Source organism: Aestuariibacter sp. A3R04, from assembly GCF_018860805.1.
In the GTDB taxonomy this organism is placed as follows: Bacteria; Pseudomonadota; Gammaproteobacteria; order Enterobacterales; family Alteromonadaceae; genus Alteromonas.
The window spans coordinates 764,496-778,701 of the sequence record NZ_JAHKQR010000011.1; the positions used below are offsets into that span (position 1 = coordinate 764,496).

General features: G+C 47.5%; 10 protein-coding genes. 4 read left to right on the forward strand and 6 right to left on the reverse strand.

Annotated elements, in window-relative coordinates; all coding sequences use genetic code 11:
- Positions 1-33: 33 nt before the first annotated feature.
- The 6 genes from KO518_RS12800 to KO518_RS12825 are packed head-to-tail and all read right to left on the reverse strand — an operon-like array spanning position 34 to position 6,953.
- Entirely contained in the window at positions 34-954 is a 921-nt protein-coding gene (locus tag KO518_RS12800) for a hydroxymethylglutaryl-CoA lyase (protein WP_216026202.1), read from the reverse strand.
- Entirely contained in the window at positions 947-2,920 is a 1,974-nt protein-coding gene (locus tag KO518_RS12805; RefSeq protein ID WP_216026203.1) for an acetyl/propionyl/methylcrotonyl-CoA carboxylase subunit alpha, read from the reverse strand. The genes KO518_RS12800 and KO518_RS12805 overlap by 8 nt, the downstream gene beginning before the upstream one ends.
- Positions 2,913-3,716, reverse strand: coding sequence for an enoyl-CoA hydratase/isomerase family protein (locus KO518_RS12810; protein ID WP_216026204.1), 804 nt, complete (start codon positions 3,714-3,716; stop codon positions 2,913-2,915). The genes KO518_RS12805 and KO518_RS12810 overlap by 8 nt, the downstream gene beginning before the upstream one ends.
- A 10-nt stretch (positions 3,717-3,726) precedes the next feature.
- Complete coding sequence (locus KO518_RS12815; RefSeq protein ID WP_216026205.1) at positions 3,727-5,334, reverse strand: carboxyl transferase domain-containing protein; 1,608 nt, start codon at positions 5,332-5,334, stop codon at positions 3,727-3,729.
- 45 nt (positions 5,335-5,379) lie between these two features.
- Positions 5,380-6,549, reverse strand: a complete 1,170-nt coding sequence (locus KO518_RS12820; protein ID WP_216026206.1) for an isovaleryl-CoA dehydrogenase — start codon at positions 6,547-6,549, stop codon at positions 5,380-5,382.
- Entirely contained in the window at positions 6,546-6,953 is a 408-nt protein-coding gene (locus KO518_RS12825) for a MerR family DNA-binding transcriptional regulator (RefSeq protein WP_216026207.1), read from the reverse strand. The genes KO518_RS12820 and KO518_RS12825 overlap by 4 nt, the downstream gene beginning before the upstream one ends.
- 241 nt (positions 6,954-7,194) lie before the next feature.
- On the opposite strand from KO518_RS12825, the gene KO518_RS12830 reads away from it, so the two are divergent.
- The 4 genes from KO518_RS12830 to KO518_RS12845 all read left to right on the forward strand — a co-directional run bounded on the left by KO518_RS12830 (position 7,195) and on the right by KO518_RS12845 (position 14,205).
- The gene (locus tag KO518_RS12830) at positions 7,195-8,370 is read left to right on the forward strand and encodes a thiolase family protein (protein ID WP_216026208.1); all 1,176 of its coding nucleotides are present in this window, start codon (positions 7,195-7,197) and stop codon (positions 8,368-8,370) included.
- Between the two features lie 423 nt (positions 8,371-8,793).
- Positions 8,794-11,943 carry a S8 family serine peptidase gene (locus KO518_RS20140; RefSeq protein WP_216026209.1) on the forward strand — a complete coding sequence of 1,050 codons (3,150 nt, stop codon included), beginning with the start codon at positions 8,794-8,796 and terminating at the stop codon, positions 11,941-11,943.
- 58 nt (positions 11,944-12,001) lie between these two features.
- Complete coding sequence (locus tag KO518_RS12840) at positions 12,002-12,538, forward strand: hypothetical protein (RefSeq protein ID WP_216026210.1); 537 nt, start codon at positions 12,002-12,004, stop codon at positions 12,536-12,538.
- A gap of 293 nt (positions 12,539-12,831) precedes the next feature.
- Complete coding sequence (locus KO518_RS12845) at positions 12,832-14,205, forward strand: transporter substrate-binding domain-containing protein (protein ID WP_216026211.1); 1,374 nt, start codon at positions 12,832-12,834, stop codon at positions 14,203-14,205.
- The last annotated feature ends 1 nt before the right edge of the window (position 14,206 follow it).

Genomic DNA, 14,206 nt, shown 5'->3' on the forward strand with positions numbered 1-14,206 from the left:
AATCCATTTCCCCTGACGTTATTCAGCACAGCGTCAGCGGGTTTCATTTGCTTTTACAGATAGTGCCAGGGCCACTTTTGACGATGGCTTTTTGCCAATGACACCGCAAATATATTGACTTGCCTTAAGCAGCGCATGCATATTTACCTGAGTTTCAATTCCCATTCCATCAAGCATATATAACACGTCCTCGGTGGCTACATTTCCACTTGCACCTTTTGCATAAGGACAGCCGCCTAAACCAGCAACGGCACTGTCGATAACAGTAATGCCGCGCTGTAGGGCAACCAAAAGGTTTGCTAAAGCCTGGCCGTAGGTATCGTGAAAGTGCGCCGCCAGCTTATGAGCCGGCGATGATGTCAATACGGCGTCGAGCATGTTTGACGTTTTTACCGGTGAGCCCGTACCAATCGTATCTCCAAGAGAGACTTCATAACAGCCCATGCCAAGTAACGCATCAGTCACATCTGCCACTGCTCGGGGTGATATTTCACCTTCGTATGGACAACCCAATACACATGAAACATAACCCCTCACTGGTATGTTGGCGTCGATGGCCCGAGTAATTACAGGTTCAAAACGCTTCAGACTGTCAGCAATACTACAATTTATGTTTTTTTGTGAGAATGATTCCGATGCTGCGCCGAAAACGGCCACTTCATCAGCACCTGAAGCCAAGGCATTTTCCAGTCCTCGTACATTCGGCGTCAGCACTGAGTACCTAACGCCTTCTTCACGGCGGATCCTAGACAAGACAGCATCTGAGTCAGCCATTTGAGGCACCCATTTGGGCGACACAAAACTGCCAGCTTCAATGCGACTTAATCCAGTTGCACTTAGCAGTTCGATGAAATGTACTTTTTGTTCTGTCGTCACAGTTGCGGATTCATTCTGCAAGCCGTCTCTGGGGCCCATTTCAACCAGCGTCACCGTCTTGGGATAACAATTATTCATCTGCTTTAAATACCAGTAAATGTTGTTCCCCGGTTACCATATCGCCGGGGGCGCAATAGAGGGTTTCAACCGTGCCAGCAACGGGCGCGACAATGTTGTGTTCCATTTTCATCGCTTCCATAACTACCAAGACAGTTCCGGGCAGTACGTGATCACCTTGCTTTACCGGACAAGCCACAATAGTACCGTTCATGGGAGCGCGAAAATCGCCTTCGTCGCAACTCGTATCCTCTTCGTTTACGCTCTGTATGAGAGGTGTGAAAGCGACCATGGTTTCATCGCTGAACAGGAGCCACTCGGAGGCACGATCAAACAGAGTAAATCGTTGTGTGTGCCCATCGACGACAGTATGCAAAGTATTCCCACGGCGATTATAAACAAGGTGGCAAGCCGTATTGCCTGTTTCAACAAACCAGTTGGAGACGCCAGTGTTCGGGTAAGTCACCTTGGATTCAATATACTGTCCGGCCACCGTCATGGAAACGCTTTGTTGTTTGCAGGTGTTCATGCGCCAATAAGGGTTTTGTGTCCATGGTGACATATTGTGCTTGTTATCACGTGCGAGGGTTGATACTGCCATGACAGCAAGGTAAGCAGGGGGCAGGTGAGAGGCCGGTTTTAAATCGTCTTGGTACGTTTCAATAAATGTTGTTGATAGTGCTGCATTGACAAAAGCCGGGTGTGTCGCGAGCCGGTGAAGATAATCTGTGTTAGTGGTAACACCGCCGATGCGATAGGCCCGCAATGCACTGGCCAGCCGCTGTAACGCAGCCGTGCGATTGTCATCCCATACGATGAGTTTGGCTATCATTGGATCATAGTAAACTGAAACCTCGTCACCTTCCGCGACGCCTGTGTCTATTCGCACATGGGCTGACGTGTTGGGCATTTCCAGCAATGACAACGTGCCAGTAGCGGGCAGGAAGTCATTGTCTGCATCCTCGGCATAAATTCTGGCTTCAAAGGCATGGCCTTGGAGCGTCAGTTCATGTTGTTGTTTGGGCAGGGGAAACCCTTGTGCAACGATAATTTGCCAGGCAACCAAATCTTCGCCGGTTATCATTTCTGTAACCGGGTGCTCTACCTGTAAACGGGTATTCATTTCCATAAAGTAGAATTGGCCATCTTCGTCTAACAGAAACTCAACGGTCCCTGCGCCAACGTAATTAATGGCCTGGGCGGCGCGCAAGGCTGCGTCGCCCATTCTTTTGCGCAGGGCCTCAGACATATTTGGTGCTGGCGCTTCTTCAATGATTTTTTGATGGCGACGCTGAACTGAGCAATCGCGCTCAAAGAGATAGACGCCTTGGCCTAGGCTATCGCAAAACACCTGAAATTCGATATGCCTTGGTCGGGTAAGGTATTTTTCGACCAGCATAGTATCGTCACCAAAACCAGCTTTGGCTTCCCGTTTTGCCGCTGCCAGTGCCTGATTGAAATCGTCGCCGTTGTGCACTTGGCGCATGCCTTTCCCTCCACCACCCGCGGCCGCTTTCAGCAGTACCGGATACCCCATGTCTTCTGCAGCCTGCCGGAGTGTGTCTTCGTTCTGATCGTCACCGTGGTAGCCGGGTACCAGTGGCACGCCCGCTTTCTCCATAATGGTTTTGGCGGCAGATTTCGACCCCATTGCCTCGATGGCTGATGGGGAGGGGCCGATAAAAATGACATTGCTGTCTTTACAGGCCTTAGCAAAATGGGCATTTTCCGATAAAAAACCGTAGCCTGGATGAATGGCATCGGCGTTTGTTCTCTTTGCGGCCTCGAGTATTTTATGGCCACACAAATAGCTCTCTTTAGCGGGGGCTTCGCCGATATAAACGGCTTCGTCTGCCAGTTTAACGTGAAGCGCCTGGCGGTCTGCTTCTGAATACACGGCGACGGTCTGTATACCAAGGGCCCTAGCCGTGCGTATAACACGGCATGCGATTTCGCCTCGATTTGCAATCACAACCTTTTTAATCATTATTATGTCCTCTCCACGCAGGGGCTCGTTTCTGTAGAAACGCTTGCAGGCCCTCTTGTCCCTCTTCAGACACCCTGATATCTGCAATTAGGCGACTAGTTTGTAGCAATAGTTCGGGACTCACAGGTTGATCACCGACAGTTGCAATGAGCCGTTTGGCTTGTGTCATAGCGCAGGGACCGTTTTTAAGTAAATTATCTGTGAGTGTTTCCACCGCGATGTCCAATTCAGCTTCGCTCACACATTCGCTGATCAGGCCGAGTCTTCTCGCCCGACGAGCGCTGAAGACCTCCGCGGTTTGAAAGTAACGCCTGCACACTCTGGCGCCCATGGCTTCTATCACATATGGAGAAATGGTGGCAGGGATGAGACCGAGACGTACCTCACTTAAACAGAATTTACTTAGCTTGGTAGCAATAGCCATGTCGCAACAGGCAATAATGCCAATAGCGCCACCAAACGCAGCGCCTTGAACACGTGCAATGGTGGGTTTGCTGAGACGGTTTAATTTGTCCAGCATGGTCGCGAGGGCCTCGGCATCCCGTTGGTTTTCTTCAGCGGAATAATTTGCCATACGCTTCATCCAGTTAAGATCGGCTCCTGCGCTAAAGCTCGTGCCCGTTGAACATACAATGACGACGCGAATGGCATCGTTGTTCTCTATATCATCCAAATGTGTTGTTAACCTGGCAATGACACTATCGTCAAACGCATTGTGTTTATCAGGGCGATTTAACCTAAGGGAAGCCACACCACGGGAATCGATGTCTAGTCGTACACTGTCTTGTGCTGTCATGGTTAATTCCTCACATTCTGAAAACGCCGAATTGCGTCTCTTCAATCGGTGCGTTTAGTGAAACAGACAGCGCCATGCCGAGTACGTGACGGGTGTCGGCGGGGTCGATGATGCCATCGTCCCACAATCGAGCTGAGGCATAGTAGGGGTGTCCTTGCTTTTCGTAGGTGTCGATCACCGGCGCTTTAAACGCTTGCTCTGCTTCCTGAGACCAGGTTTCTCCCGCCTTTTCTTTCTGATCGCGCTTTACCTGGGCCAATACCCCCGCGGCTTGTTCTCCGCCCATTACAGAAATACGTGCATTGGGCCACATAAACATAAAGCGCGGGTCGTATGCCCGGCCACACATACCGTAATTTCCCGCGCCAAAACTCCCACCTATTACGAGGGTGAGTTTTGGCACTTGAGCACAGGCTACGGCGGTTACCATCTTCGCGCCGTGTTTGGCAATACCCGCGGTTTCGTATTGCTTACCCACCATAAAACCTGTGATGTTCTGCAAAAACAGCAGAGGAATTTTTCTCTTTGCACACAACTGGATAAAATGAGCACCTTTTTGCGCACTTTCGCCAAACAAAATGCCATTGTTAGCGACAATGCCCACGGGCATGCCGTACAGTGAGGCGTAGCCGCAAACCAGGGTTGTTCCAAACAGAGGTTTAAACTCGTCGAATACCGAGCCGTCGACAATACGGGCAATGACCTCTTTTACATCAAAAGTTTGGCGTGGATCTTTGGGGATAATGCCGTAGATCTCTTCGGCGGCATAACAGGGTTCTTCAAAACCGGAAAGACACTTAGCAGTGGGTAATTGGCGATTTAATCGGCTCACTACATCCCGCGCCATCGCGAGGGCGTGGTAATCGTTGTTTGCCAGTAGATCAGCTACGCCCGACGTGCGGGTATGAACATCGCCGCCGCCAAGTTCTTCTGCGGTAACCACTTCACCCGTTGCGGCTTTCACCAACGGCGGTCCGCCGAGAAATATCGTACCTTGCTCTTTTACGATGATACTTTCGTCCGCCATGGCAGGTACATAAGCCCCGCCAGCAGTGCAAGAACCCATAACCACAGCAATTTGGGGAATATTTTTTGCCGACATTGTAGCTTGATTGAAAAAAATTCTGCCAAAGTGTTCCCGATCAGGAAAGACCTCATCTTGTCGTGGCAAGTTAGCTCCGCCGGAGTCAACGAGATAAATACACGGCAAGTGATTTTGTTCAGCAATAGTTTGCGCCCGAAGGTGTTTTTTTACTGTCAATGGATAGTAAGTGCCGCCCTTAACTGTGGCATCGTTAGCTACAATCATGCATTGTGTGCCAACTATTGTACCTATACCCGTCACCAAACCGGCGCAGGGTACGTAATCGTCGTAAACCTCCCAGGCAGCGAACTGACCGATTTCGAGAAAAGGCGAATCGTCATCCAATAATACGTCGATGCGTTCCCTTACCAGCAGTTTTCCTCTGTCCCGATGTTTAGCCGCGGCTTTTTCACCGCCTCCTTGGGCGATCTGTGCAGTTTTGTGTTTTAAATCTGCAACAAGCGCAAGCATTTTTTCTGCGTTATCCCGAAACGACTTGTTCTGCGTATTTACAACTGAAGAAAGAACGGGCATAACTCCTCCTGAAATTTTCTGGTTTAACGATACTAAATGCAGGCGTTACTGCGATTCTTTAAACAATTCACGGCCTATGAGCATGCGTCTGATTTCAGATGTACCTGCACCAATTTCATAGAGTTTGGCATCCCGTAACAGTCTACCGGTATCGTATTCGTTGATATATCCATTCCCCCCGAGCAGCTGTATGGCATCAAGCGCCATAGCGGTGGCACGTTCTGCGGCATACAAGATTGCCCCAGCGGCATCTTTACGGGTGGTTTCTCCGCGGTCACAAGCTTTGGCAACGGCGTAAACATAAGCTCTTGCTGCGTTCATGTGGGTATACATATCCGCGATTTTGCCCTGAACGAGCTGGAACTCGCCAATGGATTGCCCAAATTGTTGGCGGTCGTGAATGTAGGGAACAACTATATCCATACAGGCCTGCATGATGCCCAGTGGACCACCGGACAACACGAGACGTTCGTAATCCAAACCGCTCATGAGGATGCGCACACCATCGCCTTCTTTGCCCATAAGGTTCTCTTCGGGGACTTCACAATCTTCAAATACCAATTCACAAGTGTTTGAAGAGCGCATACCCAACTTGTCGAGTTTCTGGGCGCGGCTAAAACCAGGGAAATCTCGCTCTACAATAAAAGCAGAAATGCCTTTTGGACCGGCGTTCACGTCAGTTTTTGCATAAATGACAAAGGTGTGTGCGTCGGGACCGTTTGTGATCCACATCTTATTGCCATTGAGAATATACCGGTTTCCCCTTTTTTCCGCTTTTAGCTTCATCGATACCACATCAGAGCCTGCGTTAGGTTCGCTCATGGCGAGTGCTCCTACATGGGCTCCGGAAACGAGGTCGGGCAAATATTTTTCTTTTTGTGCGTCACTGCCATTTCTAAAAATTTGGTTTACGCAGAGATTTGAATGTGCCCCATAGCTCAGCCCTATGCCTGCAGAAGCTCTGCTTATTTCCTCCATTGCGATAGTATGGGCAAGGTAGCCCATTTCTACGCCGCCATACAGCTCACTAACAGTGACGCCGAGGAGCCCCATTTCACCCAGTTTTTTCCACAGGGTATTGGGGAATTCGTTATTTTCATCAGCAGTGCGGGCTAAAGGGGCAATTTCGTTGCGGGCAAACTGTGCAATGTGGTCCCGCAGCATGTCAATGTCTTCACCTAAGCAAAAGTTCAGGGTAGGGTAGGGCGTATTCATTTGTTTTGTCCTCGTTTTAACTCTTCAAGTTCTTCCCGGCATCTGGCTTCTACTTCGTCCAGTTCATTCATCAGCATTTGAATATCTTCTAGCTGTTGACGCAGGTGTGCCCGTTTTTGTTCTGTCATCTGCAACATGGTTTCCAACTGCACTGCAGAGTCAGGGTTTGAGTCGTAAAGTTTGAAGAGGTTTTTCACTTCTGCAAGTGAGAAGCCCAACCTCTTACCACGTAAAATTAGCTTTAATCGTACCCTGTCTTTGTTATTGTAAATTCGATTTTGTCCTGTGCGTCCCGGATGGAGTAGGGCCTGTTCTTCGTAGAAGCGGATTGATCGCGGGGTAATATCAAACTCTTTGGCCAGTTCACCGATAGAATAAGTTGCTGTTTCTTTAGTTTTTTTCATTTTATATCTCTTTTGTCGATGAAAAGTGACGGTGAGCCCGGTTTGGATCCGGCTATAGGTGTGTAAACACAATACAGGTTTACGTTAACGTAAATTGTAGTTAACGTTAAGGTAAAGTAAGAAAAATGTGGCGTCAATAAGTGCAAAGAATCTGTTACGTTTTTCTTTGAGATGTGTTGTACTGGAATTATTCTGCAGTGCAGCATCGCTATTTTTTTAACACACAGTGAGGCAATAAACTATGAGCGAAAATGCGGTAGTAATTGTAGCGGCAAAAAGAACCCCCATGGGAGCGTTCAACGGCAGTCTCTCCCCCGTTGACGCCACACAACTCGGCGCGGAAGCAATGAAGGCCGTATGTAAAGACATTGATGTTAGCCAGGTTGATGAGGTTATCATGGGCTGTGTTCTTCCTGCCGGTCTCGGTCAGGCGCCCGCTCGTCAGGCTACGTTAAAGGCCGGTCTTCCGTTGTCAGCAGGGGCAATAACGCTAAATAAGGTATGTGGTTCGGGTTTGAAAGCAGTCATGCTCGCTTACGATCTAATTAAGGCCGGTAGTGCTGAGGCGATTGTCGCTGGAGGTATGGAAAGCATGAGTAATGCACCTTATTTATTACCTAAGGCCAGAACGGGTTATCGCATGGGGCATGGTCAGGTGCTCGACCATATGATGCTTGATGGTTTGGAAAATGCCTATGACGGTAAAGCCATGGGATGTTTTGCTCAAGATACAGCCGATGCTGAAGGGTTAACCCGGGAACAAATGGACGACTATGCCTTAACATCCCTGTCCCGAGCGAATGAAGCAATTAACAGTGGGGCCTTTAGCGAAGAAATTTGTCCTATTACTATCTCTACACGAAAAGGCGACGTTGTTGTTGATACCGATGAAGGGCCCGGCTTAGCCAAACCCGATAAAATCCCGTCATTGCGTCCCGCATTTAAAAAAGACGGTACGGTAACCGCTGCTAATTCCAGTTCAATATCAGACGGTGCCGCTGCATTGCTGGTGATGTCAGCGGCAAGGGCCGAAGCACTGGGCTTGACACCATTGGCGCGGGTTGTCGCCCATGCAACACACTCCATAGCACCGGAAGACTTCACCGTTGCTCCCGTTGGTGCGATGGAAAAAGTACTTGAAAAAGCAGGTTGGACAAGCGCCGATGTGGACTCTTGGGAAATAAACGAAGCGTTTGCCATGGTGACAATGCTGGCCATCAAAAAGCTGGATTTAGACGCTGCCAAAGTTAACGTTAATGGCGGTGCATGTGCCCTTGGTCACCCCATTGGTGCGTCAGGTGCCCGCGTGCTGGTAACATTACTGCACGCCCTCAAACACAAAGGTGGAAAGAAAGGCATTGCGTCTTTGTGTATTGGCGGTGGTGAAGGGGTTGCACTGGCTGTGGAATTAATCTAGCGCGTGGGTTTCGAAACACAATAACTACATAAGGCAGCGTTTTCGCTGCCTTTTTTATTCCTTAAGAATAAAAAAATCCTGTTTTGCATATGTTGAGGAACAAAAAAGCATCATGTTGCATATTTTTCGTTCTTTTGTATGTCAGTATATTTTACATTTTCGTGTGATAAATTTTTTATAACCAAAAAAAATTGTTTTAAATCATTCCATTATATTAATGGTGTGATTGTTGAATAGCATTTAATTCGCTGGCAAATAATGTTCATCGTTACGAGGCAGCGAAATAATAATAAATTTGCAGTAAATCCAGAAAGCGGGTCACGGTTTCGCCTCGTGCGAAATAGTGTTAATTCCCGACGATAAAAAAAACTTTATTCTGACGGTAACCGCAAAACAAAAAAAAAGTGTCAATGGGAGACGCAAATGACATTTAAGAAGAAGCTATTGGGAACCATGATCTCAATGGCAGTTACCGCTGGTCTATCCAGTACGGTTTCTGCGCAACAGATCTTTCTCCAGGATGTTAACGTAACTGAGGCGGGGAGTTCCCTTAACGCTAAAAAGGGTACTGGTGTTTACATCATTCAGATGAAAAATTCACCAGGTATCGCCTACGCAGAAGAAATTGGGGAGCTTATCCCCAAAAATCAAACCATCGCTACTACTGGTAATCAATACGCGGCGGATTCAAAGCGCGTCAGACGCTACACTAATGAACTCAAGCGTCAACAACGCAACACAGCAAGTGCGGTTGGTGGCATCAACATCATTCACAACTACGTTCACAGTTTTAACGGTTTTTCTGCCAAGTTAACTCCTGCGCAGGTTGAAGCGTTAAAAGCGAACCCTGACGTAGTCAATGTATGGGAAGATATTCCGTTTACCGTTGACACCGCAAATACACCTGACTTTCTCGGTTTGACCGGGTCAGGTGGACAGTATGGTTTGGGCATCAAAGGTGAAGACGTTGTCGTTGGGATACTCGACACCGGTATTACACCTGAAAATCCAAGCTTTGCCGATGACGGCAGCTATTCTGATCCAACCACGTTTGGTTGGAATGGCATCTGTGATGCTGGTGAAGAAACTGAAGCGGGCACGTTTAGCTGTAACAACAAGTTAATTGGTGCGCGATATTATAAAGACACCTTTGAATCGGTATACGACATTCAAACTGATTTAGGTGAATTCATCTCTCCTCGTGACGCTGACGGTCACGGCAGTCATACCGCGAGTACGGCTGCGGGCAATGAAGGCGTAGCTGCGATGAAGGGCGGTGCGCAAATCGGAACTATTAGTGGTATTGCACCCCGTGCCCGCGTTGCTATGTACAAAGTATGTTGGAACTCTGATTACGTCAGCCCAGAGGGCGCTGATGAAGCTGGTTGTTTCCCCAGCGACAGTATGGCGGCCATCGATGATGCCGTTGCCGATGGTGTAGATGTAATAAACTTTTCCATTGGCGGTAGTCGCGATGACATGACCTATCCGTCCACAGCAGCGATGTTGCGGGCTGCACAGGCTGGTGTGTTCGTTTCTGTTTCTGCAGGTAACGATGGCCCAACTCAGTTTACTGTTGGTACGCCAGCGCCTTGGGTGGCGTCAGTGGCTGCATCTACTTACGACGGCACCTCAGTGGTGAATGGTTTACAGGTAAATGCATTTGGTGCTGACGAAACATATGCCTTTACAGAAGGCGGTATTACACGTCCATTGGCAGAAACTGGTGAAGTAACGGGAAGTCTGGTCGTCGCTGAACCATTGGAAGCTTGTTATGTTGATGGTGCTTCCACACCATTGGATAACGCTGATGCTATTTCAGGAAACATCGCACTAATTCAGCGCGGGTCCTGTGCTTTCACTGAAAAAGTTACCCGTGCTGTTGATTCAGGTGCCAAAGCTGTTGTGGTTTACGACAATGGTGGTGGTGTAACGGTCATGGGTGGAACAAACGTAGGTGTTATTCCTGGTGGAATGGTAAGTCAATCCGTTGGTTCGCAACTAAACTCGTCAGTAGTAGAAGGCGGCAACGTTACCGTTACCATGGGCCCTGGTATCTTCCTTGAGCAACAGGAAGTTGGCAACATGATGGCGGACTTCTCAAGCCGTGGACCAAATCTTTCTACACTAGATGTTATCAAACCAGACATTACAGCACCTGGTGTACGTATTTTGGCTGCGACAACGGATACACCAATGTTCGGTGCAGAAGGTGAGCAGGTCGCTTATCTAAGTGGTACGTCCATGTCTTCGCCGCACATTGCAGGTATGGCGGCATTGCTGATCGATCAGCATCCAACCTGGAGCCCGGCACAGGTGAAATCTGCGCTAATGACGAGCGCGTATCAGGAAGTCACGAAAGAAGATGGTATAACTGCAGCCGATCCATTCGATTTCGGAGCGGGCCATGCAGCGCCAGTTTCCGCAATGGAGCCTGGTCTCACCTATGATACGCAAATAGGTGATTATCTGGGCTTCATGTGTGGGCTGGGTGATGGTGCATTTGTGTCCTCACAGTGGGGTATTACTTGTGATGGACTTGAGGATTTGAATTATTCTACTGATCCGTCACAGATGAACTACCCGTCTATTGCCGTTGGCGAATTGTCTGGTGAAGAAACGATAGTTCGTTATGTTACTGATGTAACCGGCGTTGGTGGTACGTATACCATTTCTGTAGAAGGCCTCGATACACTAAGCGTTTCCGTTCAGGGTTTCGATTCTGAGTTTAATCCAGTTCCAGACGCTATGTTGGAAGTTGACGCAAATGGTATTTCTGCTTATGCGCTGACGATGGATAAAACCGAGAGCACAGTGATAGGTGACTGGATATTCGGCGCAGTGGTCCTGACAGGCCCTGATGGCAAAGTGGTTAGAAGTCCTGTTGCGGTTAAACCCGCTGCGGATGTACTAATTAATGCTCCTGAGTCTGTTACTGTAAGTTTGAATAGCCGCGGACGTGGATACTTCTCGGCAGAGATGAATTATTCTGGTAGAGCCAGCATTGACTACACCGGTTTGTCTGCACCAGGGATTGTTGATGACACGGTAGCACAAGATCCAGACAGTTCATTTGCGTTCAATGAAGATGGTCTGTCTACATCTATCTTCCTAGTGCCAGAGGGAACGACCGTTGCCCGTTTCATGCTGAGCGATGATTTAGTCGATCAAGCTGGAACTGATTTAGATTTGTACGTTTATCGCTGTGTCGCACTTTCTTGCTCACAGGTTGGTGCATCGCTAAATGCAGGTTCTAATGAAGATGTTACGTTGATTAATCCAGAACCTGCAGCTGATGGAGATGCGGGAGACTTCTACATTGTTTGGGTTCATGGATATGACTTAAATGGCGTCGAGGAAACAACGTTCCGTATGCCATATTGGTTCGTTGGTGGCGCGGAAAGCGGCACTCGGATGTCAATGACGCCGCGCGCTGTAGAAGGCAGAGCTAATGATGTTCGAATTATCGCTAGGGGTCTTATATCCGGACTTCCTTACATGGGAACAGTAACTTTCTACGATGGTGATGGTGTTGATCAAGGCACTACCCTGGTAGAAGCAATTCAACAATAATTAACAACAATCAAAGAGCACAGCGCTGGCTGTGCTCGATTTAAAAAGGCAGAAGTACATGAGAAACATTAAATCACTTTTTTCAGCAGCATTGCTTTCTTGCTCAATGCTGTTCACTGCAAGCTCTAATGCTGCGTTGATCACGGAAACTATCTATGCAGGTGGTATCGAAATCGCTACCATCGAGATGCAACTGGATGATTCACTGATTAATTCGGGTCTTGGTGTGGTTAGCACCGTAGATATGATCGGCTTTGATTTGATCGATGTGGTCGTCCCACTAGCTTTGGGTTTTAACCCCGTGCTCAATGACTTTGAAGCAATTATTGACGTAGATAATTTGTTCGCTGGTTCTGAATATATTTTCCTGGATGTAGCAGATGATGCAGGTTGGTTCTACGAAGTCTATTTCGACGCGTTTTCCACGTTCGATAACTATGCATCAGTGTTCGAGGCTGGTACAGGTTATCTATTAGAGGCGATTGAAGATGATGTACAAGTCGTATCTACCGTGGCAGTATCCGTTTCTGAACCTTCTTTATTCGTTATTTTTGCTTTGGCTATGGGTGGTTTGGTAATGCGCAGACGTGCATAGATGCTCTTACCTTTTTTCAAAAACCCTGCTAATTAGCAGGGTTTTTTTTTGCAATCATAAAAATAGGTGAGAGTATTGTCATTCTAATGGCACAATATTATGAAACATCGTGACGTAATCACGTTGGTTAGACAGGTCTAAGAAACTAATGGGTTGTCGCTGAATTTGTCTAATTTATAAATGATTCAGAAAATTAGGTATATGTATTGCTTCGGGCTAATATAGTTAGCGATACTCATTGCCTTTGATTTTTTTAGCTGAGGTTATTCTTGCTCATCCGGCTCGCTTTTTTAGTGTCAGCGTTAATTGCGCTGAGCAATATCCTGCTTAGCGCTCCTGCAAATGCAACAAAGATGCAGGTTACCTATTGTATCGACCCGGACTGGATGCCCTACGAAGCGCTTAGAAATGGCAAACACATAGGTGTTTCAGCGGATTACCTCGACGTGATTGCGGAGTTAACCGGTATAGAATTTGTTTTGGTTCCCACGGAAAACTGGCAGGATTCGTTGACAGCGGTGGAATCCGGTAAATGCATGATAACCCCTATGATAAATAAAACGCCTAGCCGGGAGACGTTTCTCGCTTTTTCTCATTCTTACATAGACGCTCCCAGCGTACTTATCGGCCAGCGTGCTTTGCCGATCGTGCAGGGGTTTGGTGGTGTTGGAAACAGGCGAGTGGGCATTGTCGCCGGGTTTCGCCATGCTGAATACCTCGCGCGATATTATCCAAATGTGTCAACTCAGTATGTAGGTTCCGAGTTAGAAGGCCTAAAAAAAGTCAGTTCTGGTGAAATTGACTTAATGGTAAGTTCTCTACTCAGTGTATACACGTTAATCAACAGCCACAATTTAGATAACCTGAGCATTGTTGGTTTTGCTGAACCCTTCAATTCTCTTTCAATTGGTGTTAATACACAGTACACCTATCTTCTACCTGTGTTGAATCAAGCAATAAACCAAATCCCTGAGAGTCGAGAGGTGCAGATATATAAACGTTGGACGTCGGTGAAACAGGTACAAAACCCGAGATACTGGCCAATGGTATTCATCGTTTTCGGCGCAATAGGTTTTGTCGCGTTAGTTTCCTGGCGAAACAGGGTTGTGCGGGAATTTCGCCGTCAAATTACAAACAAGAATAATGAAATTGAAGTGTTGCAGAACAGTTTATTGGAGAAAACAAGAATTCTGGAGTTTTTGTCGATTCGCGACGATATATCTGGTTTATACAACAGAAATTACTTTGTAAAAAAAGTGGAAGAAGAAATATCCCGTTATCAGCGATTCCAACATCCGTGTACATTGATTGGCGTTGAATTGCCCGAATTTTCAGAGAAAATGATGACCAAGGATTGTCGTGATAACTGCAGCAGAAAATTGGCAACCATTTGCTTATCTACGGTGCGGGATGTCGATGTGACGGCGAGAACCGAAGCAAATCGTTTTGTGATCCTGTGTCCACAAACCAGAGCGGAGGAAGCGGGTTATGTGGCCAACCGATTGCTAGAGCAGTTTCTCGCTACCTTGCCCAATTGCAAATACATCCATGTTGGTGTGGCTGAATTGCAGTCCGCTCAAGATTACGTCGAATGGAATAACGACTTAACTAAAGCTATTATTTCATCTAAGCATCAGGGGGGAAACGTGGTCGCATTTTCGGATTGAT

Coding starts and splice junctions, on each gene's coding strand:
- KO518_RS12800 (WP_216026202.1), bottom strand. CDS start 954: ATGAATAATTGTTATCCCAAGACGGTGACGCTGGTTGAAATGGGCCCC.
- KO518_RS12805 (WP_216026203.1), bottom strand. CDS start 2,920: ATGATTAAAAAGGTTGTGATTGCAAATCGAGGCGAAATCGCATGCCGT.
- KO518_RS12810 (WP_216026204.1), bottom strand. CDS start 3,716: ATGACAGCACAAGACAGTGTACGACTAGACATCGATTCCCGTGGTGTG.
- KO518_RS12815 (WP_216026205.1), bottom strand. CDS start 5,334: ATGCCCGTTCTTTCTTCAGTTGTAAATACGCAGAACAAGTCGTTTCGG.
- KO518_RS12820 (WP_216026206.1), bottom strand. CDS start 6,549: ATGAATACGCCCTACCCTACCCTGAACTTTTGCTTAGGTGAAGACATT.
- KO518_RS12825 (WP_216026207.1), bottom strand. CDS start 6,953: ATGAAAAAAACTAAAGAAACAGCAACTTATTCTATCGGTGAACTGGCC.
- KO518_RS12830 (WP_216026208.1), top strand. CDS start 7,195: ATGAGCGAAAATGCGGTAGTAATTGTAGCGGCAAAAAGAACCCCCATG.
- KO518_RS20140 (WP_216026209.1), top strand. CDS start 8,794: ATGACATTTAAGAAGAAGCTATTGGGAACCATGATCTCAATGGCAGTT.
- KO518_RS12840 (WP_216026210.1), top strand. CDS start 12,002: ATGAGAAACATTAAATCACTTTTTTCAGCAGCATTGCTTTCTTGCTCA.